The following is a 22,845-nucleotide window of genomic DNA, read 5'->3' on the forward strand; positions in this document are numbered from 1 at the left end:
TGGTGGTGGTCTGACTTAAACCAACCGGCCTCCACGAAACCCGGGGCGGTTCAGTGGCGGTCTTGTCTGGCTGCGCCAGCGTGAATCTGGAGCAAAACCTCTCCAGCGCCAACGCGGCGACAAGCGGTTTCACGGACGGCGGACTTACTCTGGCCCGGGACCGGAATGAGCAAGATGCCTTGCGCCAACGCGCCTCGGACTTGTTGGCCAAACCGCTCAGTCAACAAGATGCCGTTCAACTCGCTCTGGTCAATAGCCCGTCCCTGCAAGCCATCGTGGCTCAAAACTGGGCGGACGCTTCCACGGCGGCCCAGTCCGGCCGCATCGCCAACCCTATTCTGAGCCTGGAGCGCGTTCGGCTAGGCAGCGAGACGGAGATCGGACGCCTCCTTTCCTTCGGTCTGCTTGACCTGCTGACCTTGCCCATGCGCAAAGGTATCGCCGAGCAGCGTGTCAAACAGACTCAGCTGCGCCTCAGCAGCGATGTAGTGGACCAGGTGACCCAAGTACGCCAAGCCTGGGTCCGCGCTGTTGCCGCGCAACAGACGTTGACTTACACCCAACAGGTTGTCGCAAGCGCCCAAGCCAGCGCCGAGTTGGCCAAGCGCATGCAGGCAGTCGGTAATTTCAACAAGCTTGACCGTGCACGCCAGCAAGCGTTCTATGCCGACACAGCGACCCAGCTGGCCACCGCCCAGCACGGGGTCACAGCGGCCCGTGAAGAGCTGGTGCGGATGCTGGGCCTTGATGACAACCAAGCCCAGCAGCTCAAGTTGCCTGAGCGCCTGCCGACGCTGCCCAAGGAGCCGCTGTCCCCAGCAGATGCTGGCCGTCAGGCATCCAAGGGGCGGCTGGATCTTCAGATCGCGAAGGCCGACTATGACGCAGCCGCACGCGCGCAAGGCTGGAACACGATCACGACCTTCACGGACATTGAACTGGGTGTACGGCGCGACTCTGTCTTCGATGCAGCCGAGAACACCCACTCGACGCGGCGCGGCTTCGAGATCAGTCTGCAGCTGCCGATCTTCGATTGGGGGGGCATGCGACGCGATTCCATGAACGCGCAAACCCTGGCCGCTGCCAACCGCCTGGAGGCCACAGCCCGCGCGGCGGGCTCGAACTTGCGCGAGAGCTATTCCGCGTACCGCACGGCATACGACATCGCGCGCCACCACCGCGACGAAGTGATCCCGCTGCGTAAGAGCATCTCTGAAGAAAACCAGCTTCGCTACAACGGGATGCTGATCAGCGTCTTTGAGTTGCTTGCCGACTCCCGCGACCAGGTGAACTCAGTGATGGCGGCTCTGAACGCCGAACAGCAGTTTTGGCTAGCGGACGCAGCCCTTCAAGCCTCCCTCATCGGCAAGCCCACCAGCGCAGGTGTCTCGGGCGGTGGCGCAGCCGCAGCCGAAGCTGGTGCAGGTCACTGATCCCTCAAGGAAACCAACATGAATTCAAGAAGAGATTTTTTCCGATTTGCTGGCATTGCTGGGGGGGCTGTGGCCGCAGCGAGTGTGAGCCGGGTGGCGATGGCCGCTCTGCCAGAGCCAGTGTTCCAGACGAGTGCGGACACCATGGCGCCGCTGGTGCCCAATTCGGGGCGCCCCTACAACCCCGTGGTCACGCTCAACGGCTGGACGCTGCCGTGGCGCATGAACCAGGGGGTCAAAGAGTTCCACTTGGTGGCAGAACCCGTGGTGCGCGAAATGGCTCCTGGCTTCAAGGCCCACCTGTGGGGATACAACGGCCAGAGTCCCGGTCCCACCATTGAAGTCGTGGAAGGCGACCGCGTCCGCATTTTTGTGACCAACAAACTGCCCGAGCACACCAGTATCCACTGGCACGGGCAGCGATTGCCTAATGGCATGGACGGCGTGGCGGGCTTGAATCAGCCAGCGATTCAGTCCGGCAAAACCTTCGTCTACGAGTTCGTTGCGCGCCGTCCGGGGACCTTCATGTACCACCCCCATGCCGACGAAATGGCTCAGATGGCCATGGGCATGATGGGTTTTTGGATCACGCATCCCAAGACCAAACATCCGCTGATCGACGAAGTGAACCGGGACTTCTGCTTCCTCCTGAGCGCCTACGACATCGAGCCCGGCGCCGCGACACCCAAGGTCGCGGAAATGCTGAACTTCAATTTGTGGACCTGGAACAGCCGCATCTTTCCTGGCATCGATTCCTTGAACGTCCGGCTCAACGACAAGGTGCGGATTCGCATCGGCAACCTCACCATGACCAATCACCCGATGCATTTGCACGGGCACGAGTTTCTGGTAACGGGCACGGACGGCGGTCCCACGCCCAAGAGCACCCGTCTCTATGAAGTGACAACCGACGTGGCAGTGGGCCAGATGCGCCAGATTGAGTTCCTCGCGGACGAAGAAGGCGACTGGGCGTTCCACTGCCACAAGAGCCACCACACCATGAATGCAATGGGTCACGACATTCCCACCATGATTGGAGTGGACCATCGCGGCGTCGCCAAGAAGATCAACAACCTGATCCCCGACTACATGGTCATGGGCGAACGGGGCATGGCAGACATGACCGAGATGGAGATGCCCATTCCGGACAACACCATTCCCATGATGACGGGGGAAGGCCCGTTCGGGTCGGTCGAAATGGGCGGGATGTTCAGCGTCGTCAAAGTACGCCGCGACCAGAAGCCGGGCGACTACAAAAACCCGGGTTGGTACAAAAACCCGGAGGGCACGGTGGCCTACGAGTACACCGGCCCGATGGTTGAGCCCGCCCGCTTCAAGGCTGAAGGTGGCCAATCCATGCCCCGCAAAGAAAAGTCAAGTTCGGACACTGTCGTCAAGGTCAAAAAGCCGTCTTCGCACAGCGGCCATTGATCGCCCCCTTTCCTCATTCACAACGTAAGGTAACTATGAAAAGCACTCTTTCCCTGATCGCTGCCTCAACCCTGGTGGCTCTGTCTTTCAATAGCCTGGCAGGTGGTACTCACAGCGGTGGTCACGGCCACGGAAGCGAGGAGTCAGCCATAGGACAGCCAGGTACAGCAAGCAAGGTAAGCCGCACGATCAATGTTGACATGGCTGACACCATGCGCTTCACGCCCGCGGCAATCTCCGTCAAGCAGGGCGAGACTATCAAGTTCGTAATTAAGAACGGTGGTCAGGTCAAACACGAATTCAGCCTGGGTACCGATGCCGAACTCAAGGAACACTACGAGACGATGAAGAAGTTCCCGGATATGGAGCATGACGAACCCAGCAAAGTGTCGCTGGCTCCAGGCAAGCAAGGGGAAATCATCTGGCAGTTCACAAAGGCTGGTGAAGTCAAGTTTGCCTGCCTTTACCCAGGTCATTACGACGCGGGCATGAAGGGCCAGGTCACGGTGGTGAAGAAGTAAGCTGAAAAGTCTTCTACGCGATTGAACAAGGAGTTCCTATGAAAAACGCAAACAGTCTTTTAATCGGCGCGATGTTGTCGCTGATCACCCTCATGCCGCTGTCGGCCACGGCACAGGCCACGGGCGACGCTGGCAAGCCAGCTGCCATGGCTGCGGCCTCTATGACTGATGGAGAGGTACGAAAGATCGACAAGGACGCGGGGAAAATCACCATCAAGCATGGCGACATCAAGCATCTAGACATGCCGGGGATGACCATGGTGTTCCCAGCCAAAGACAAGGCCCTGCTCGACAAGACGCAAGTTGGCGACAAGATCCGCTTCATGGTGATCAACGAGGGTGGAAAGATGGTCGTCACTGCCATCGAACCTGCCAAGTAGGGATAGAAGTGTTTCACGGCGCCCCCAAGAAGGGGTGCGCTTTCGCTCATACCTCAAACTACCAAGGAAAAATCATGAAAACGCTCCTTATTGCTCTGACTCTGACGGCCGCATCGTCCGCATTCGCCGCTGGCGACACCCAGGAAGCCACGCCCTATACCAACTCCAAGGCGCAAGCGCATGGCGAAGACCACAAGAAAGCCCGTCCTGCAACCGGTGTGAAGCGGACCAAGGATGGCGGTACAGCGCGGGGTGAAGGCTCTGGCCTTGCGGACACCAGCAAGGCCGAAGCCCGTGGTCAGGAAAAGGCCAATGCGCGTGAAGCCATGCCGCACAAGGAAGCCACTCCGGGCTCCACGCCTAAGTAATGCAAACAGGTGGGCCACAAGCGTGGCCCGCCCAAGTACGGGCTGGCCGCAATCGCGGTGCAAGGTGATGGCTCTGCAAGCTACCTCACGGCCTAGTTCAATGCCCGCTCTGATGCACGTGTACGCCACGCATCCATGTCATGAGATCCAAATGACTGGTTGTCGGCTTGTTGGTTACCCCAGAGTGAGCGGGGGCGGCCTTGGCACCGCGACGCTTCGGTTTGACAAAGCTAACACTGTGATTGGGGGCCGAGGGACTGTCTGCGGCGAGGTTTTCCAGAATCGCGCAATGGGCATGATCGTCACCTGCGCACACAGAAACCAACTGCTCTAACGCCGATTTCATCTCGACAATTTCCCGTAGCTTCCGCCAAATGGCGCTCGGCTATCGCTTTTAACTGCCGACGGCGTGTGTCACCCCATTGCATTGGCCGATCCACTCCTTGATCTGGGGCCTGGAGTGTTAAGGTTGTTCGATTTGCCGATACCGTCTGGGTCAGGAAAACGCTGCCCAGCAATATCAAGCAAATGACAAGGATTCTTCGCACGGAGGAGCTGTACTCCAGCTGCCTGCCGGCGCCCTGAGCACTGCCAGTCAAATGCTGCGCTGATTCACCCGCTTTGACAGCGCGTCTGCACTCTCGCGTCGCTCGCTATACCGATCCACCAGATAGTCTGCACTATCGCGGGTCAGCAGCGTGAACTTCACCAGCTCTTCCATTACATCCACCACACGCTCGTAGTAGCTTGATGGCTTCATGCGGCCACTTTCGTCGAACTCCAAAAAGGCTTTTGCGACCGACGACTGGTTGGGGATGGTGATCATGCGCATCCACCGACCCAGTACCCGCATCTGATTGACGGCATTGAACGACTGCGAGCCACCCGAGACTTCCATCACCGCCAGGGTCTTGCCCTGGGTCGGCCGCACGGCCCCCACGGACAGAGGTATCCAGTCGATCTGCATCTTCAGGATGCCGGTCATCGCGCCATGGCGCTCCGGTGAGGTCCAGACCATGCCCTCCGCCCATTGGGCCAGCTCTCGCAACTCCACCACCTTCGGATGGCTGTCGGGCTCTGCGTCCGGCAGTGGCAGCCCTCGCGGATCGTAGATGCGGGTTTCAGCACCGAGGGCGCGCAGCAGTCGCGCAGCCTCTTCGGTCAGCAATCGGCTATAGGAGCGCTCTCTCACAGAGCCGTAGAGCAGCAGGATGCGGGGTGCATGGGTAGAACGCTGTGCGGGCACCAGTCGCTCAAGATCGGCCTGCTCGAAGAGCGTGGCATCAACGTTGGGAAGATCCGGATTCATACCAGTCCTTTGAAGAGTTCACGACCTTGACCACCAGCAGCATGACCGGCACCTCGATGAGCACCCCCACCACCGTGGCCAGGGCCGCACCCGAATGAAAACCGAACAGGCTGATGGCTGTCGCCACGGCCAGCTCGAAGAAGTTGGAAGCACCGATCAATGCTGATGGGCAGGCAATGGCATGCTTTTCTCCCGCTGCGCGATTGAGCCAATACGCCAGTGCCGAGTTGAAGAACACCTGGATCAGGATGGGTACGGCCAGCAATGCGATGACCAGGGGCTGCTGCAGGATGGCCTCGCCCTGGAACGCGAACAGCAGCACCAGGGTGAGCAGTAGCGCAGCAATGGACCAGGGACCAATGCGATGCAGCGCAGCGTCGAACACGGCTTGACCTCGGGCCAGCAGTGCCCGGCGCAACCATTGGGCCAGCACAACGGGAATCAAGATGTACAGGACGACAGAGGTGAGCAACGTGTCCCACGGCACCGTGATTGCCGACAGGCCCAGCAGGAAAGCCACGAGCGGCGCGAACGCGACGATCATGATGCTGTCGTTCAGCGCGACCTGGGACAGCGTGAACAGCGGGTCGCCCCCCGTGAGACGGCTCCACACGAACACCATGGCGGTGCACGGGGCGGCGGCCAGCAGGATCAAGCCAGCGATGTAGCTGTCGATCTGGTCAGCTGGCAGGTATGGGGCAAACCACTGACGTATGAACAGCCAGCCCAGAAAAGCCATGGAGAATGGCTTGACCAGCCAGTTCACGAATAAGGTGACCCCGATGCCGCGCATGTGGTTGCGCACTTCGCCCAGGGCGGCGAAGTCCACCTTGAGCAGCATCGGAATGATCATCACCCAGATGAGCAGGCCCACCGGAATGTTCACGCGGGCGACTTCCCACGCACCAATCGCGCGTGCTGTTCCAGGAAACACCTGGCCCAACCCGATCCCCACCACGATGCACAGCACCACCCACACGGTGAGGTAGCGCTCGAACACGCTCATGCTGGATTTCTGCATCCCGTTTCTCAGTTTGTGACCAGTTGGCGAGCGGTGGTCTGAAGCACCGCCTTGGCCAGCTTGTCTTCGGGAAGGCTAACCAGCAGTTCGAGCCGACGCTTCATGGCGTGCAGCGTCTGGCGGAAGGCTTCAAGTTGCTGCTCGTCCGTGCCGTCGCCCTCGCTGGGGTCTGCATAGCCCCAGTGCGCTGTGGCGGGGTGGCCTAGCCAGATGGGGCAGACCTCGCCCGCCGCGTTGTCGCACACCGTGATGATCAGGTCCATCTGGGGCGCGTCGGGCGTGGCGAACTCATCCCAGCTCTTGCTGCGCAGGCCTTCGGTGGAAATGCCTGCTTTTTGCAGCACCTGCAGTCCGAGGGGGTTGGGCTGCTGGTTGTCGCGTGGGCTGCTCCCAGCGGAGTAGGCCTTGAACCGACCGGCACCCATGTCATTGAGCAGCGCTTCGGCCAGGATGCTGCGCGCCGAGTTGTGTGTGCAAAGAAAGAGAACTTTCAAGGGTTGTGGGGTTGCGCTCATGGTGAACTCCAGGGTCAATGGTGGTGAGATAGGTGAATCTGGGCTGAGCGCACAGGCGCTTGGGGCATGGATTGCCCTACAGGGAACCCTCAGCAGTTGCAGGAGGCGGCCTCTTCAGTGAGGCATAGCGCACCCTGGCAACAGTTTTCTGTCAGGTAGGCCAGCAGACCGTTCATGGTCTGGTACGAGGCGCGATACACCAGGTTGCGCCCGTGGCGCTCCTGGCTCACCAGGCCAGCATGGGCCAACTCTTTGAGGTGAAACGACAGGGTGTTGGAGGCTACTCCCAGCTGCTCGGAGATTGCGCCAGGGGTGAGACCATCCTTGCCTGCCACGACGAGTGCGCGGAAGACACGGAGGCGTACCTCTTGAGCAAGCGCTGCAAGCGAGCGGACAACTTCAGGCTCATTCATTTCTCAATAATACACCAATTATTGAAATATAAGCCGGCTAAATCCACTCCTATTTGCATGGCGAGTGGCGGCTCGGGAAATGCGATTCGCCCCAATGGCCGTGATGAGTGGCACGCTCCAAAATCACACACCCTGGCTCGACCATCGAGGTACGCAGTCCAAAAGGCGCCAGCATCGGTCAGGGGTGGCGGCTTGCATCCGAAATCCTTGATTGAAGGAATCAGTCAGTAGACTGATTGGTCTTCTCTCAGGGCCGTCAACAACAACAGAAGGGATTTCTCGACTGCGGCACGATCCCGCTCACTCAGGCAGGCAAGCAATTGCACTGCGTGGTCATCCAGGGCAGCATTCCAATGATTGACTGACTGAAACCCTTCGTCGGTGAGCGTGACCAACCATTTCCGGGAATCGGCGGGATTGGGCTCCTTGACGACCAGACCACGGGTCGCAAGTGCGTCAACAGAACGCGACACCCAACTTTTTTCGCGTCCAACCCGCCTGCCCAGTTCAGTCATCGCAAGCGTCCCGGAGCGCTCCAGTTCGGCGAGCAGATTGCATTGGCTGTTCATCTTGCTGTTGCGTTCCACTGACCTACTTTGCGATTGTGTGAACAAACGGGCGACCTCCCGCAACAGACTTCCCGAAATGGCCGTTGTCATTTTGGTGCGTATTTCAGTGGATAGTATGAAGTCTTGGTTTTTTTGTGTGGCCAACGCTTCCGCTCAAGAGCCAAGGCGGTCGGCTCATAGCGCCGAAACTAGCTCGTGGAAGTGAGCATGTTCAGCCAACTATGCGGTCTGGCTACCCTCGTACCCTTCGAAGAAGGCGCAGGCCATTGCCCACCACCAGCAAGCTGGCCCCCATGTCCGCGAAGACCGCCATCCACATAGTGGCCGTGCCAACGACAGCCATCACCAGGAAGACGCTTTTGATGCCCAGTGCCAGGGTGATGTTCTGCCAGAGAATGGCGTGGGTGCGCTTGGATAGACGCACTGTCTCGGCGACGCGCTGCAGGTCATCGTTCATGATGACTACATCGGCGGCTTCCATGGCCGTGTCAGTTCCCGCTGCACCCATGGCAAAACCGATGTCGGCCTGCGCCAGCGCCGGCGCATCGTTGATGCCGTCGCCGGTCATGCCGGTAGCGCCATAGCGCTTTTGCATTTCCTTGATGGCATCGAGCTTGGCTTCGGGCAGCAGATCTCCACGGGCGTCATCAATGCCGGCCTGCGCCGCGATGGCTTTTGCGGTGGCCGTGTTGTCGCCGGTCAGCATCACCGAGGTCACACCCAGTGCCTTGAGATCGACGATGGCCTGTTTCGATGTCTCACGGATGGTGTCCGCTACCGCGAACAGCGCCAGGACGCCCGAATCGTCAGCCAGGAGGGTTACCGTGCGGCCTTGCTTTTCGTGGATGACCAGCTCCGCCTCCAGCTCCGGACCACACAGTCCTTGCTCATGGATCAAACGGTGATTGCCCAGCATCAAGCGCATACCATTGACCATGCCTTCGACACCGCGCCCAGGCAAGGCCTTGAAGCTTTCTGCTTCTGGGTCCTTTACGTCCAAGCCCTGGACAATCGCCTTTGAAACCGGGTGATCGGAGCGAGCCGCCAGGCTGGCAGCCATTTGCTGGACTGCTACCTCGTTACCGGCACCCCACACCTGCCACTTCACCAGCTTGGGTTTGCCTTCGGTGATGGTGCCGGTCTTGTCCAGCGCCACCGCCTTCAGAAGCCGGGCATCTTCCAAGTAGGTTCCGCCCTTGATCAAGATCCCACGGCGCGCTCCTGCGGCCAATCCGCTGACCACCGTGACCGGCGTGGAAATGACCAGAGCGCATGGGCAGGCGATCACCAGCAGGACCAGGGCCTTGTAGAGCGCCTCCAGCCAGGTAAGGCCCATCAGGAAAGGAGTGAGGACCGCCACCGCCACGGCAATGGCGAAGACTGCGGGGGTGTAGATGGAGGCGAACCGATCCACAAAGCGCTGCGTCGGAGCGCGCGTGCCCTGCGCCTGCTCAACGGCCTGGATGATCCTGGCCAGGGTGGTGTTGCTCGACAGGGCTGTGACCTCGAACTCCAGCTCACCAGTCTCGTTGATCGTGCCGGCGAACACCTGGTCGCCAGGTGCCTTGTCCACGGGGATGCTCTCGCCAGTCACGGGGGCCTGGTTGATGGCGCCATTGCCCTTGGTCACCTTACCGTCCAGCGGCACGCGTTCGCCCGGCTTGATGCGCACGGTCGCTCCGATGGCGACCGAAGCCACCGGTGTAGCGGTCCATGCTCCGTTGGTGCCCAGTACCAAAGCCTCTTCGGGCGCCAGTTCCAGCAAGCCCTTGATAGCGTTTCGGGCCCGGTCCACTGCCTTGGCTTCGATGAGCTCCGCAATCGCGTACAAAGCCATCACCATCGCGGCTTCTGGCCACTGACCAATGAGGAATGCGCCGGTGACGGCCACCGACATCAGCGCATTGATGTTCAGCTTGCCGCGCAGCAGCGCCGCAATGCCTTTTTTGTAGGTGTCGATGCCGGCCAGCCAGATAGCCAGAGCGGCAATCGCCATGCCGGCCACTTTCCAGGCCATATGGTCGGGCGCGAAGAACGAAAGTACCTCAGCGCCTGTGGCGAACACCAGCGCGGCTACCAGCCGGGAGATGCCGCCTGCAAAACCATGTCCATGGTCGTCGCCTTCGGCTGGTTCGCCCGCCTGTCCGCCCTCGGAGCCATTGGCGCCTGGAACTGGCTGCGGATCGAAGCCCGCTTTGCGCATGGCGTCGAGTGCCAACGGGTAGGTGCCTTCGTTGGCATCGATCTTGAGCGTCCGCGCGCCGAGCTGAAAGCCCAGAGAGCGGATCCCATCCAGAGGCTCCAGCGCTCGGCGAATCTCCGCCTCCTCGGCGCTGCAGTCCATGGTCGCAATGCGAAACACCCGGCCTAGGCTACCCTGGGTGTTTGCCGCAGTGACCACGGGCTGTGGATCGAAACCCGCCTTGCGGATGGCATCGAGCGCAAGGGGCAAGGCGCGATCCTCCGCATCGATCTTCAGCGTGCGCGCGCCGAGCTGGAAACCCAACGAGCGGATTCCCTCAAGCGGTTCCAGAGCCCGCCGGATCTCCGACTCTTCGGCACTGCAGTCCATGGTGGCGATTCGGAACAGCTTGCCCTGGCCCGGGCTGCTTGTGGCTGCAGGGACCACTGCTGCGGTACTGGAACAGCCCGAGGAGCAGCAGGTGTCAACAGTGGTGGGAGGTGTGCTTGTTTCTGATTTCATAGCCCAATTGGAACCCTTCAAGTAGCTTTAAAGTCAAGCAGCAAAAAAGAATATGGCTGCTTTGTCCTGGGTAAATCGGATTTCTTAACGGTCCGTACTCAGTCGCAGGGGCACAGGATCGACCCCACCCCGTCGAAAAACAACATCAATTCGGGGGGATTTCGATTCCCACATTCGTTACCCCGTTTTCTGACGATGCAAAGGGCTTTCCCTGGTGCATGCGTGCAATAGCTCCTACTATGGCCAACCCAAGGCCATGGTTACTCTGCCCATGACTACGAGCCGGATCTGCACGGAAGAATCGGTCAAACAGCTGCGGGAGTAGCTCGGGATCGATAGTGCTGCCGTAGTTGGTGACACTGATCAACACACGGCCCTCATCGATAGTTCTGAGGTTGACTTGGACGATTGAGCCAGGGTTCGCGTATCGGGTGGCGTTGCCGAGCAAGTTCGACAGGGCCCGGCGCAACAACGGCACGTCGAAAGCGCCATGCGCATCGCCGACCACCTTAGCGGTGAGACCAGCCTCGGCCAGTGCCGCTTCGTGGTAATCCAGTACGTCAGCAGCCACTGATGCAAGAGTCGCAACGGGGGCCCGACGTGCTCCCACACCCCGATCCGCCTGGGACAGGAACAGCATGTCATTGACGATGCCCGTCAGGCGGTGCAGCTCCTCCAAATTGGACGCCAGCACCTCGCGAATATCCGCCTGCTCAGGGCGCAGCAAAGCCAGTTCATTGTTGGCAATGAGCGTGGCCAAAGGCGTGCACAACTCATGCGCCACGTCCGCATTGAAGCCTTCCATCTGGGAATAGGCCTTCTCAATGCGAGCAAGGAGCGCGTTGAACTGGTCGATCAAAGGCACGAGCTCAAGGGGCTGCTCGGCGCTGTCGAGACGTTGATGCAGATTGTCAGCCGACACTGCGCGCGTCTGACTGGCCAGTCTTCGGACGGGCGCCAGGCCCAAGTTGACCAGGGAGAATCCGCCTAGCGATACAACGACGGCCCCACCGATGGCTGCGACCAGCAAGGTAAGAGCAAGTCGGTGCAACAACTGGTTGTCGGTTTGGATATCCAGCGACAGCTGAACGCGCAAGTTCTTTGAGGGAGTCTGGTCCGTAGTCTGTGCTACTTCGAACTGCCGTTGGCGCCATACCGTCTTCGCATTCTGGTTGCGGGTGTGGGCGTAGAGAACAATCCCGTCCGCCCGCGCGACTTCGAGCGACAGATCTCCGTGCCCAACAAGGAAGTCATCGAGTTTGTGCGCAAGGTCTTCCGAATCCCCATGCTCCTTGCCATCCACTAGCAAGTGCCGAATGACGTTTTCCTTTTGCGCCAGCGTTTCCTCTTGCCGATCACGAAAGTTGAACTCGGTCACCAGATACACCGCCAGACAGACCACCCCGAGTCCGGCAAAGCTCTGCAGCGCCAGCCACCAAGACAACCGCTGGCGCAATGAGCGATGTTGGGCCAGCTCCTTCATCCGTTGCGGTCCTCCATCACGTATCCCATGCCGCGAATAGTATGGAGCAGCGTAGTGTCAAACGGCACATCGATCTTGGTACGGAGGCGCCGGATCGCGACCTCCACCACGCTGGTATCGCTGTCGAAGTTCATGTCCCACACCTGTTCAGCGATCTCAGTGCGAGAAAGCACTTCGCCTTTTCTTCTCAGAAACAGAGTCAGCAGCAGAAACTCCTTCGCAGTCAACTCCAAGCGCTGGCCACACCGGGACGCTTTGCGCCGTACCAGGTCTAATTCCAGGTCGCCCAACCGCAGTTGCGTGGGCTCTGCGGCATCCCGCGCGCCATGGGTCCGCCGCAGCAGCACCTGGATGCGGGCGCTCAGTTCGGAAAACGCAAAGGGCTTGACCAGATAGTCGTCGGCACCCGTCTTGAGTCCCAATACCCGATCCTCGACGCGGACCCTTGCTGTCAACATCAAGACCGGAGTCTGCTTGGTCTTGCGAAAGGCCGTTAAAAGGCTGAAGCCGTCGATCCCTGGGAGCATCGCGTCCAAGACCAGCAGATCGTGCACGCCTTCCAGAGCCATGTGAAGGCCATCTACCCCGTTGTGCGCAACGTCCACCACGTAGCCAGCCTCTCCCAGGCCCTTGCGCAGGTACTCGGCCAGCTTGACTTCGTCTTCGATGAGCAGAATTTTCATGCCGCCATTCTCGAAGAATGCGGCCAGTTGGTAGTTTACAAATTTGTAATCTGGCTGTTGGCGCCGTGTCGCGCGCGGATTTTTACAGTGTCTCCGTGTCGAAAGGCATAGTCCCGGCAGATCGCCGAGGGCTAACTGATATCAAGGGACAACACCATGACTGTTCGCAAACCCCTCGCCCTCACTCTGATCGCCTTCACAATTGCGGCTCCAGGATTTTCATCTGCCTCGTCGCTGTACCATCCTGCTGGTGGCGAAGTGGGCATGACCACACATCCCGACCACATGCAAAGCGCAATGTCCCGTGGCGATGTGCTTCAGGCTGTCGAAGTAGCGCGCAAGGATGGCACGCTGGCAGTCCTTTCGCGCGGGGGTGCGCTGCCAGTCAAAGCAACAGGCTCAACAAAGACGCGTGAGCAGGTCCAACAGGAATTTCTCAACATGTCGGCAGCTGAAAAGAAGGCGCTTCTGGACATGAACGGCGGCGCTCGCTGATTTCCCAACCCAGTGCCCTTCAGCGGCCATCCAAGCCTCAGTACGCCCTTCATGACGCATGCTAGACTTCAAAAATGCGCCGCTTGATCGCTGTTTTTATGCTTGCATTGCTTCCGTTCCAGTTCAGCTGGTCTGCGGTGGCTGCTTATTGCATGCATGAGAGCTCAACCGCGCAGTCGCAGCACCTTGGGCATCACGAACACAAGCATGAAGCCAAAGGCGGGACTGGTCAGGCCGAAAAGTCCAGCCAGGGAGCCGATGCATTTGATGTTGACTGCTCAGTCTGTCATGGCGCGGGTATCGGGGCCTTGAACTGGTCAGATGCAAAGCCAGTCTTCATCCATGAAAGCCGCGTGGAGCCTCCTTCAGGCAAGCGCCTGCTGGCTGTAACCCCCACGCCCCCAGACCGCCCTCAGTGGTCCGTCCTCGCCTGATCGGCGGGGGCATCTCACTTTTCTTTTTCAGTCTTGTCCGCCATCGCGGCCGAAGCAGTTGCGTGTGTTGCAGCTGGAGTGACTGACGAGTTGCCAGGCAGCTGCACGGTTGCCAGTCCGCCGATTCCCTCGTGTTTTGAAATCACTGGAGAATCGGATGTTCAAGGGTACTTACCTTCAAGAGATGCCGCACGCATGGCGCGGCGGTAGAAAGATCAAGCTCGCGGCAGGCGCCGCAGCTATATGGCTGAGCGCCTCGGGCGGTGCCTTTTCCCAGGGCCTGCCACCAGGGCCAGCCGTTGGCGAACGAGCACCTCAGTCTGCTGCAGCGGCCGCAGCTGAGCCTTTGTCGCTGGCCAAGGCCATCGAACTGGCCCTGGAGGGAAATCCGGAGGTGGCTGCGGCAAAGCGCCAATGGGAGGCAACCGAAGGACAGGTTCTTCAAGGACGCTCGCGCCCCAATCCAGAGCTCGCGTACTCGCTGGAAGACACACGCTCCAAAACACGTACGCAAAGCTGGCAACTCAATCTTCCCGTAGAACTGGGTGGAAAGCGTGCGGCACGCACTAAGGCGGCCGAAAAAACGCGCGAGCAAGCACAAGCCCAACTCGCCGAGCTGCAAGCCACCGTGCGGGCCAATGTCGCTGCCGCTTACTTTGATGTTCTGACTGCGCAGGAACGATTGGTACTGGCCAGAGACAGCGCAGCGCTGGCCAAATCCTCAACGGATACCGTCTCAAAGCGTGTAGCCGCTGGCAAAGTATCCCCTGTGGAAGAGTCCAAGGCCCGGGTTGCAGAAGCCGGCGTTCGCGTCGAACTCGCCCAGGCCGCGAGCGAACAACGCAATGCTCTGTCCCGCCTGTTCGCGCTGTTGGGACAGATCGATGCGCCTTACACCGTGCTGGAGGGCAAGGCCGAGAAACTGCCCTCGGTCCCGAGCCTCGCCGATCTCCAGCCCTTGATTTCTTCTGCGCCAGGCGTGGTACTTGCGCGAATCGAGGTGGATCGGCGCAAGGCATTGACCGCCCTGGAGCAAAGCAAGCGCGTGCCCGATGTCACCGTCAGCGTCGGCATGCAGCGCAGCAACGAAACGCAGCGCAACGTCCTTCTTTTCGGGGTCTCTGTGCCTCTTCCCGTCTTCGACCGCAACCAAGGCAACCTCCTGGAGGCGCTGAAACTTGAGGACAAGGCCCGCGATGAGCTGCAAGCAGCCACCGTGCGCCTGCACAGCGAAGTGGCGCAGGCACGAGAGCGCCTTTCCACGATCACCGCAGAGGTTCAGTCACTGCAGCAGGAAGTTCTGCCCGGTGCGAAGTCGGCCTATGACGCCGCCACCATTGGGTTCGAGAACGGTAAGTTCAATTTCCTGGAAGTGCTCGATGCCCAACGCACTTACTTCACAGCCAAATCCCAGTACCTCAAAGCCCTTGGCGAAGCACACCGTGCAGCGGCTGATATCGACCGCCTGCTCGGGGCCAGCATGGTTCCCGGCCTGATCGCAACGCAACACTGAGCATGACCATGAACACGAACTCCAGCAAATCCACCATCAGTAAAAAACACCTGATCGCCATTGCAGTAGTCCTCGCAATAGGGGGCGGCGCGGGAACCTTCATCTTGCAAGGTGGCGGCAAGCCCAAAGCCGCAGCCACCGAGGACGATGGCCACGGTCACGGCGGCCATACCGAGGCCAAGGGACACGGCGACGGCGAGCACCATGGCAAGGGTAGCGAAAAGGGCCACGACGATGACAAGGGGCATGCCGATGGTGAACACCATGAAAAGAGCGAAGCCAAGGGACCACATGGCGGTACCGTGTTCAAGGAAGGCGACTTCAGCTTGGAAGCATTGTTGTCTGAAGACGGTGGCGAGCCTCGACTGCGAATCTGGCTGTCCGACAAAGATAAACCGCTGCCCCTGAATGCTGCAACGGTCACGGCAACTGTGACCCGCCCGACAGATGAAAAGCAGAAACTGACGTTTGCCGCTGAAAAAGACAGTCTTGTCAGCCGAGAGATCGTTGCTGAACCCCATGCTTTCGACATCGAGATCATTGCGCAGACTGCCACAGAGCCTTTCATGTTCGTGATGAGCAAGGAAGAAGGAAAGATCGAACTGACCGATGCCCAGATAAAGGCTGCATCCATCAGCCTGGACGCTGCTGTGAAAGCCAACATCAAGACGGCGTTGCTCCTTCCCGGGGAGATACGCTTGAACGAAGATCGCACGTCTCACGTTGTTCCCCGGCTTGCGGGAGTCGTGGAAAGCGTCAATGCCAGCTTGGGCCAAGTGGTCAAGAAAGGGCAAGTTTTGGCGGTGATCGCGAGCCCGACTGCTTCCGAGCAACGCAGCGAGCTGCAGACGGCCCAAAAGCGCTTATCGCTGGCAAAGACCACCTACGAGCGAGAAAAAAAACTGTGGGAGCAGAAGGTGTCTGCCGAGCAGGACTACCTGCAGGCCAAGCAGGCCTTGAGCGAAGCAGAGGTCGCAGTAGCCAACGCCAATCAGAAACTGAGCGCGATGGGCCTGTCCGCCTCGTCGGTAGCAGGACTGAACCGTATCGAGTTGCGAGCGCCCTTTGATGGCATTGTCATCGAGAAGCACCTTAGTCTCGGCGAAGCCGTGAAGGAAGATGCTGCGGTTTTCACCATCTCGGACCTTTCCCAGGTGTGGGCTGAGATCAATGTTCCGGCGAAAGATCTGCCATCGGTTCGTGTGGGCGAAAAGGTCACGATCAAGGCCACCGCCTTTGACGCCTCCGCTACAGGCACTGTCGCTTTTGTAGGAGCGCTCATTGGCGAGCAAACCCGCACGGCAAAAGCCCGCGTGGTTCTTGACAACCCCAAGGGCGCTTGGCGCCCCGGCCTGTTTGTCAATGTTGAGGTGGTGTCCGAAGAAACGGCAGCGCCTGTAACCATCTCGGCCGACGCCGTCCAAAACGTCGGGGAAAAGCCGGTGGTCTTCCTCAAGGTTGATGGAGGCTTTATCGCTCAACCCGTGAAGCTGGGCCGAAGCGATGGCAAGCGGGTCGAAGTCCTCTCGGGTCTCAAAGCCGGTATGCCCTACGCCTCGACCGGCAGCTTCGTCGTGAAGTCTGAACTCGGCAAGGGATCTGCCGAACACACGCACTGATCGCGGAGCGCATACATGTTTGAAAAACTCATTCGATTCTCGATCGAGCAGCGATGGTTGGTGCTTCTAGCGGCCCTGGGCATGGCGGCGCTTGGCGTCATCAGCTACCAAAAGCTGCCTATCGATGCGGTCCCTGACATCACGAACGTCCAGGTTCAGATCAACACACAGGCCGCAGGCTACTCGCCTTTGGAGACTGAGCAGCGGGTTACATACCCCATTGAGACGGTCATGGCTGGCCTGCCAAACCTGGAGCAGACCAGGTCGCTTTCGCGGTACGGTCTGTCGCAGGTGACCGTCATTTTTAAAGACGGAACCGACATCTATTTTGCTCGGCAGCTCGTCAACGAGCGTATCCAGGAGGCGCGCGACAAGCTGCCTGCCGGCATCACGCCAGCGCTGGGGCCCATCTCGACCGGGCTGGGCGAAATCTATCTCTGGACTGTCGAAACCAAGGACGGGGCGAAGAAGCCCGATGGCTCACCCTATACCGCAACAGACCTGCGCGAGATTCAGGACTGGATCATCAAGCCACAGCTGCGAAATGTTCCTGGCGTGACCGAGATCAATTCCATTGGCGGCTTTGCCAAGGAATACCAGATCGCGCCCATCCCTGAACGCCTGGCTTCTCTGGGCGTGACACTGCAGGATGTGGTCACTGCGCTGGACCGCAACAACGGCAATGTGGGCGCGGGCTATATCGAAAAGCGTGGCGAGCAGTATCTGATTCGTGCACCTGGTCAGGTGAAGTCGCTGGAAGACATCGGTAACGTGATCCTCAGCAGCGCCAACGGTGTTCCTGTGCGCGTTCGCGACGTGGCAGAAGTTGGCATTGGCCGGGAACTGCGCACAGGTGCTGCAACAGACAACGGACGCGAAGTGGTCCTCGGCACGGTGTTCATGCTGATCGGCGAGAACAGCCGGACTGTCTCGCAGGCGGTGGACAAGAAGATGTTGGAAGTCAACAAGAGCCTCCCAGAGGGGGTGCACGCGGTGACTGTCTACGACCGTACCGTGCTTGTTGACAAAGCCATCAGTACGGTGAAGAAGAACCTGCTGGAAGGCGCGGTTCTGGTGATCGTGATCCTGTTCCTCTTTCTGGGCAACATCCGTGCCGCCATCATCACGGCAATGGTCATCCCCTTGTCGATGCTTTTTACCTTCACGGGTATGGTTCAGTACAAGGTGAGCGCCAACCTAATGAGCCTGGGAGCGTTGGACTTCGGCATCATCATCGACGGAGCGGTGGTGATCGTTGAGAACTGCGTACGGAGACTTGCCCATGCACAAGCGCACCACGGTCGGCCACTGACGCGGGCTGAGCGCTTCCATGAGGTGTTTTTGGCATCCCAGGAGTCAAGGCGTCCATTGCTGTTCGGACAGCTCATCATCATGGTGGTGTACCTGCCCATCTTCGCGCTGACAGGCGTTGAAGGGAAGATGTTCCACCCCATGGCATTCACGGTGGTCGCGGCACTGCTGGGCGCCATGGTTCTGTCGGTGACATTCATCCCCGCAGCGGTGGCCCTGTTCATCGGCAATCGGGTCAGCGAGAAGGAAAACTTCCTGCTGGGCCATGCCAAGCGCTTGTATGGTCCACTGCTCGACCGTGTCATGGCCGCCAAGGCGGTCGTACTGACCGCAGCTGCAGTTGCGGTGATCTTGTGCGGGTTGATCGCCACGCGTATGGGCAGCGAGTTTGTACCCAATCTCAATGAAGGCGACTTTGCGATCCAGGCGCTGCGCATCCCAGGCACCAGCCTTTCCCAGTCAGTCCAAATGCAGCAGCAAATTGAAAGGACCTTGAAAGAGAAATTCCCCGAGATCGAGCGCATCTTCGCCAGAACCGGTACTGCGGAGATTGCCTCGGACCCCATGCCGCCGAACATTTCGGACGGGTACATCATGCTCAAGCCAATGGCCGAATGGCCCGAACCTCGAAAAACCCGCGACGAATTACTCGCGGCGATTCAGGAAGTCATCGGGAAAATCCCGGGCAACAACTATGAGTTCTCCCAGCCCATTCAGCTGCGCTTTAACGAGCTGATCTCCGGGGTGCGCAGTGACGTAGCCGTGAAGATCTTCGGTGACGACATGGATGTCCTGAACAAGTCCGCAGAAGAAGTCTCCGCAATGCTGCAGAAGATTCAGGGCTCCTCTGAGGTGAAGGTTGAGCAGACGACGGGGCTTCCGATGCTCACCGTGAACATCGACCGCCAGAAGGCTGCTCGCTATGGTCTGAACGTTGCCGACATTCAAGACACCGTGGCCACCGCTATCGGTGGACGCGAGGCCGGCACTATGTTCGAGGGCGACCGCAGATTCGACATCCTGGTTCGTCTGCCTGAATCCCTGCGCAACGATCTCGAAGGGATGAAGCGCCTTCCTATCCCGCTGCCGCGTTCTGCCAATGGGACAGAGGCCAAAACGAACTTCATCCCGCTGGGCGAGGTAGCAACATTCGAGCTTGCTCCTGGCCCCAACCAGGTGAGCCGAGAAAACGGCAAGCGCCGCATCGTCGTGAGCACCAACGTGCGCGGGCGCGATGTGGGCTCTTTCGTCGCAGAGGCTGAGAAAGGCCTGGCCCAGATCAAGATTCCTACCGGCTATTGGACGAGCTGGGGCGGAACCTTCGAGAACTTGCAGTCGGCCACGCAGCGCCTGCAGATCGTCGTGCCGGTGTCCCTGCTGCTGGTTTTCGTGCTGCTGTTCGCTATGTTCGGCAACGTCAAGGATGGTCTGCTGGTCTTCACTGGCATCCCATTCGCTTTGACGGGGGGCATCCTGGCGCTTTGGCTTCGCGACATTCCGATGTCTATCTCTGCGGCTGTCGGCTTCATCGCGCTTTCTGGGGTGGCCGTGCTCAATGGTCTGGTGATGATTTCGTACATCCGCAGCTTGAGGGAAGGCGGCGTTGGTCTTGACGAAGCAATCCGTGACGGCGCGCTCACCCGGCTACGGCCGGTTCTGATGACTGCCCTGGTGGCCTCGCTGGGCTTCATTCCAATGGCCATTGCGACAGGCACCGGCGCTGAAGTCCAGCGTCCCCTGGCCACCGTGGTGATCGGCGGAATTCTCTCGTCCACGCTGCTCACGCTTCTCGTGCTGCCGATTCTTTACCGTCTGGCCCACCGGCCCGATGAGGAAGATGAGGACGTGTCCGCTGAGCCCTCGCATCCCCCAGACGTGTCCGCGTCCGCGTAGTTGAAACGGTCCCGCTCGCTGATCGTGGGGCCGTCCCTTTTCTCCACCCCCAAAGGAACTGTCATGAAACTTTCCCAACTCATTCTCGCCCTGTCTGTGTCGATCTCGGGCGCAGCCTTCGCTGCGGACAATCACGGCCACGACCTAAAGCCGATGCACGGTGGTGCTGTCGCAGAAGCCAAGGAGGTCGAGTACGAATTCGTTGCCAGCGCCGACAAGCTGCAGCTCTATATGCGCGACCATGGAAAGCCCGTTGCCGTTGCGGGAATGACCGCCAAGGTCACGCTGCTGGCAGGCAGCGAGAAACAGGATGTCCAGCTCCAAGCCGGTGACGGCAAGCTGGAAGCCACGGGCAGCTTCAAAGTCCCCGCCGGTACCAAAGTCGTCGTCGCCGTCTCGAAGGCTGGCAAGTCGATTGCCTCCGTCCGCTTCACGCTGAAGTAGTACACGAAGGCCGGCTGGGGGGATTGCCTTCGCAACGCTTCCAGAAGTGATCCCACTTTCCGCAGTCCGTTCACGTCAAAGCAGCTGACTACATATCGGCGAGTTCGGACCGCCCATCGGCAACATGCCTGTGCTGGAGGCCAAAAAAGGAGCGATCCATGTCAATGCAGGCTGCACAGGTCGCGCTCTTTGCCAAGCTGTTCTGGATTTGGATCGGCTTGTTGACCTCCGTGTTTGTGTTTTGGAGGCTGCGGCGTATCTGGCTCAAACGCCACCCGCCAATGGCGGTGAGAGTCAAGTACAGCCGACGCTTGGCCAAGAGACTGAGGGATCGACAGGCAATGCGTTTCAAACACCGAAAAACACCGAAATCGCGGCACCGCCATATGCAATCCAAGGAGGCAGACCGTGGGTGACGGTACCGGGGTCGCTGATGAAGCTTCAGGCAATACGCAACAACCTCCACAGCAAAAAAACAGATCCATGACAAAAATACCTGCATATTCAGGCACCCGCCGCCTCTCCGTGATCCTCAGCTCTGTGCTGGCAGCTAGCCTGCTGGCGGGTTGTGCTACCTCTACTGGGGCCGATCCCTCCGCCGAAGCGCCATACTGCTACAAGACCAGTAAGGGCAGAGTAGTCGCGTGCACTCGGGTACCCGCCCCCAGCCTGAATGCCGACGCTCAGGCGAAGCGCTTTACTCCCGATCCGAATGCGCTCACCGTCTACGTCGTACGGCGCAACTGGGGAGATGGCGGGCGGTTTGTGAAGATCAGCGCGGATAACGCAATGGCCGCCGAGACTCTCCCCAACACGATGGTGCGCTTCAAGTTGAAGCCAGGAACGCATACGTTCACCTTGGATTTCGAAGGAGAGCGTCAAGTCGCAACCGTGGATGGTAAAGCTGGTGACCTACGATTTCTTCGGATCGATGGAACGGTTTGGGCATGGAAGAGCACGTTTGTATGGGCGACTGACGGCGAGGATGCAATTCGGGAAAGGGCTTACAAGGCTCGCCTGGTCGCCGACCTGACGGTCAAGTGACCTCGGGGGAGCAGACAAAAAAATACCGGGGGTTCAGTGAACGTGTTGATGGTGCACGTCAGGAGCATGGGGATGGGCGTGGGTCATAGGTTCATGGGTGTGCTTGTGACTGTGGCTGCCCTTTGGCATCACATCGTGCACATGTGAATGGTGCCCATCGTCGTGCCGGTGGGCATGCTCATGCTCAAGCACTTCGTGTGTGTGCTCGTGACCATGGCCTTCCGCCAAGTGCAGTACCACTCCCGTGGTTAAGGAGTACGCATGGCTCACGGATCGCCAGTTCGTGGACGCCGTGGCCGTGGCCATGATCACCCCCGGCCCGGTGGTTATCACGACAGGATTTATCGGCTTCCTCATCAGCGGCTTCTGGGGCGCGGTCGTCGCGGCGTTGGCAACCTTTATGCCCTGCTACTTGCTCACCGTGATTCCCGCGCCGTACTTCGAGAAGCATGGCAAACATCCTGGTGTGCTGGCGTTCGTTGACGAAGTGACTGCTGCTGCCGTGGGCGCCATTGCCGGTGCGGTGGTGGTGTTGGGCCAGCGATCCGTTGTGGATTTACCCACAGCTGCGCTGTTTCTTGCCACCGCTGCCGTCCTGTGGCGGTTCAAGAAGCTGCCCGCGCCTGTGGTGTTGCTTGCCGCTGCCTTGATGGGTCTGGCCGTGTATCCGCTTGTGGCCCACGTCCAACCCTGACCATTTGACGGAGAACCCCATGAACTACCAAATCCGTCCGCTGACGCTGAACCCCGATCAACTCTCTGGCTTTTCGAACCGTCTAATCACCAGCCACCACGAAAACAACTACTCGGGTGCGGTCAAGCGCCTGAATGCCATACGCAACGAACTCGCAGCGTTGGACTGGAGCAATGCTGCAACTTTCACCATCAATGGCCTCAAGCGCGGGGAGTTGATCGCCGCAAATTCAGCATTCCTGCACGAGCAGTATTTCGACAATCTGGGGGGCAACGGTGTATTGCCTTCCTGCGGGTTGTCCATTGCGCTCACGCGTGACTTTGGCTCCGTGGACGCTTGGCGCAGCCAGTTCACTGGGCTGGCCAAGGCCATGGGGGGCGGATCGGGATGGGCCTTGCTGTCCTGGTCCTCCCGCGAGAGCCGCCTCATCAACCACTGGGCGGCCGACCCACACGCACCTCCTGGCCGGCGCAACGCCCGTACTGGCGCTGGACATGTACGAGCATGCGTACCAACTGGACTTCGGGGCCAAGGCGGGCGCCTATGTGGATGCCTACATGGCGAAATC

20 protein-coding genes and 3 pseudogenes are annotated in these 22,845 nt (G+C 59.6%); 14 read left to right on the top strand and 9 right to left on the bottom strand.

Annotation, left to right across the window (positions count from 1 at the left end):
* Window positions 1–80 precede the first annotated feature (80 nt).
* The 5 genes from ACODS0_RS26255 (at window position 81) to ACODS0_RS26275 (ending at window position 4,133) form a co-directional block, all read left to right on the top strand.
* A complete protein-coding gene (locus ACODS0_RS26255) occupies window positions 81–1,433 on the top strand; it encodes a TolC family protein (RefSeq protein ID WP_488838146.1) in 1,353 nt (450 codons plus the stop codon).
* Window positions 1,434–1,451: 18 nt separating this feature from the next.
* Complete coding sequence (locus ACODS0_RS26260; protein ID WP_063459328.1) at window positions 1,452–2,864, top strand: multicopper oxidase family protein; 1,413 nt, start codon at window positions 1,452–1,454, stop codon at window positions 2,862–2,864.
* A 35-nt stretch (window positions 2,865–2,899) separates the two neighbouring features.
* The gene (locus tag ACODS0_RS26265) at window positions 2,900–3,385 is read left to right on the top strand and encodes a cupredoxin domain-containing protein (protein WP_063459327.1); all 486 of its coding nucleotides are present in this window, start codon (window positions 2,900–2,902) and stop codon (window positions 3,383–3,385) included.
* Between the two features lie 38 nt (window positions 3,386–3,423).
* On the top strand, window positions 3,424–3,765 hold the full coding sequence (locus ACODS0_RS26270; protein WP_063459326.1) for a copper-binding protein: 342 nt from the start codon (window positions 3,424–3,426) through the stop codon (window positions 3,763–3,765).
* 74 nt (window positions 3,766–3,839) lie between these two features.
* Window positions 3,840–4,133 (top strand): hypothetical protein, encoded by a 294-nt coding sequence (locus ACODS0_RS26275; protein WP_055396768.1) that lies wholly within the window; start codon window positions 3,840–3,842, stop codon window positions 4,131–4,133.
* A gap of 595 nt (window positions 4,134–4,728) precedes the next feature.
* Here the strand turns inward: ACODS0_RS26275 and arsH are convergent.
* The 8 genes from arsH to ACODS0_RS26315 all read right to left on the bottom strand — a co-directional run bounded on the left by arsH (window position 4,729) and on the right by ACODS0_RS26315 (window position 12,830).
* On the bottom strand, window positions 4,729–5,442 hold the full coding sequence (gene arsH / locus ACODS0_RS26280) for an arsenical resistance protein ArsH (RefSeq protein ID WP_055396770.1): 714 nt from the start codon (window positions 5,440–5,442) through the stop codon (window positions 4,729–4,731).
* Window positions 5,417–6,463, bottom strand: coding sequence for an ACR3 family arsenite efflux transporter (gene arsB, locus ACODS0_RS26285; protein WP_197506379.1), 1,047 nt, complete (start codon window positions 6,461–6,463; stop codon window positions 5,417–5,419). The genes arsH and arsB overlap by 26 nt, the downstream gene beginning before the upstream one ends.
* An 8-nt stretch (window positions 6,464–6,471) precedes the next feature.
* Entirely contained in the window at window positions 6,472–6,978 is a 507-nt protein-coding gene (locus tag ACODS0_RS26290) for an arsenate reductase ArsC (RefSeq protein WP_063459417.1), read from the bottom strand.
* Window positions 6,979–7,067: 89 nt separating this feature from the next.
* Window positions 7,068–7,391 (bottom strand): ArsR/SmtB family transcription factor, encoded by a 324-nt coding sequence (locus ACODS0_RS26295; RefSeq protein WP_063459325.1) that lies wholly within the window; start codon window positions 7,389–7,391, stop codon window positions 7,068–7,070.
* Between the two features lie 224 nt (window positions 7,392–7,615).
* Window positions 7,616–8,050 (bottom strand): MarR family winged helix-turn-helix transcriptional regulator, encoded by a 435-nt coding sequence (locus ACODS0_RS26300; protein WP_024815622.1) that lies wholly within the window; start codon window positions 8,048–8,050, stop codon window positions 7,616–7,618.
* Window positions 8,051–8,192: 142 nt separating this feature from the next.
* Entirely contained in the window at window positions 8,193–10,589 is a 2,397-nt protein-coding gene (locus ACODS0_RS26305) for a heavy metal translocating P-type ATPase (RefSeq protein ID WP_255424298.1), read from the bottom strand.
* Between the two features lie 220 nt (window positions 10,590–10,809).
* Window positions 10,810–12,147 (bottom strand): heavy metal sensor histidine kinase, encoded by a 1,338-nt coding sequence (locus tag ACODS0_RS26310; protein WP_082836287.1) that lies wholly within the window; start codon window positions 12,145–12,147, stop codon window positions 10,810–10,812.
* Window positions 12,144–12,830: a heavy metal response regulator transcription factor gene (locus ACODS0_RS26315; protein ID WP_063459324.1), complete on the bottom strand. Its 687-nt coding sequence runs from the start codon at window positions 12,828–12,830 to the stop codon at window positions 12,144–12,146. Before ACODS0_RS26315 ends, ACODS0_RS26310 begins: the two co-directional genes overlap by 4 nt.
* Before the next feature lie 156 nt (window positions 12,831–12,986).
* Between ACODS0_RS26315 and ACODS0_RS26320 the strand changes: the two genes are divergently transcribed.
* The 7 genes from ACODS0_RS26320 (at window position 12,987) to ACODS0_RS26350 (ending at window position 21,583) form a co-directional block, all read left to right on the top strand.
* Complete coding sequence (locus tag ACODS0_RS26320) at window positions 12,987–13,325, top strand: DUF4148 domain-containing protein (protein ID WP_069103149.1); 339 nt, start codon at window positions 12,987–12,989, stop codon at window positions 13,323–13,325.
* Window positions 13,326–13,399: 74 nt separating this feature from the next.
* Entirely contained in the window at window positions 13,400–13,759 is a 360-nt protein-coding gene (gene czcI / locus ACODS0_RS26325; protein ID WP_082836286.1) for a cation efflux protein, CzcI family, read from the top strand.
* Window positions 13,760–13,916: 157 nt separating this feature from the next.
* A complete protein-coding gene (locus ACODS0_RS26330) occupies window positions 13,917–15,272 on the top strand; it encodes a TolC family protein (RefSeq protein ID WP_082836285.1) in 1,356 nt (451 codons plus the stop codon).
* Between the two features lie 2 nt (window positions 15,273–15,274).
* On the top strand, window positions 15,275–16,891 hold the full coding sequence (locus ACODS0_RS26335; protein ID WP_082836284.1) for an efflux RND transporter periplasmic adaptor subunit: 1,617 nt from the start codon (window positions 15,275–15,277) through the stop codon (window positions 16,889–16,891).
* Between the two features lie 15 nt (window positions 16,892–16,906).
* On the top strand, window positions 16,907–20,095 hold the full coding sequence (locus ACODS0_RS26340) for a CusA/CzcA family heavy metal efflux RND transporter (RefSeq protein ID WP_063459323.1): 3,189 nt from the start codon (window positions 16,907–16,909) through the stop codon (window positions 20,093–20,095).
* A 63-nt stretch (window positions 20,096–20,158) separates the two neighbouring features.
* Window positions 20,159–20,539: a hypothetical protein gene (locus ACODS0_RS26345; protein ID WP_063459322.1), complete on the top strand. Its 381-nt coding sequence runs from the start codon at window positions 20,159–20,161 to the stop codon at window positions 20,537–20,539.
* 408 nt (window positions 20,540–20,947) lie between these two features.
* Window positions 20,948–21,583: a hypothetical protein gene (locus tag ACODS0_RS26350; RefSeq protein WP_233559556.1), complete on the top strand. Its 636-nt coding sequence runs from the start codon at window positions 20,948–20,950 to the stop codon at window positions 21,581–21,583.
* 33 nt (window positions 21,584–21,616) lie between these two features.
* Here ACODS0_RS26350 and ACODS0_RS26355 read toward each other — a convergent pair.
* Window positions 21,617–21,826 (bottom strand): annotated as a pseudogene (locus tag ACODS0_RS26355) (EamA/RhaT family transporter); the annotation flags it as partial.
* Between the two features lies 1 nt (window position 21,827).
* Between ACODS0_RS26355 and ACODS0_RS26360 the strand changes: the two are divergent.
* Window positions 21,828–22,277 (top strand): annotated as a pseudogene (locus tag ACODS0_RS26360) (chromate transporter); the annotation flags it as partial.
* A 19-nt stretch (window positions 22,278–22,296) separates the two neighbouring features.
* A pseudogene (locus tag ACODS0_RS26365) lies at window positions 22,297–22,665 on the top strand (Fe-Mn family superoxide dismutase); the annotation flags it as partial.
* Between the last annotated feature and the right edge of the window lie 180 nt (window positions 22,666–22,845).

It is taken from the genome of Acidovorax sp. FG60, from assembly GCF_057808995.1.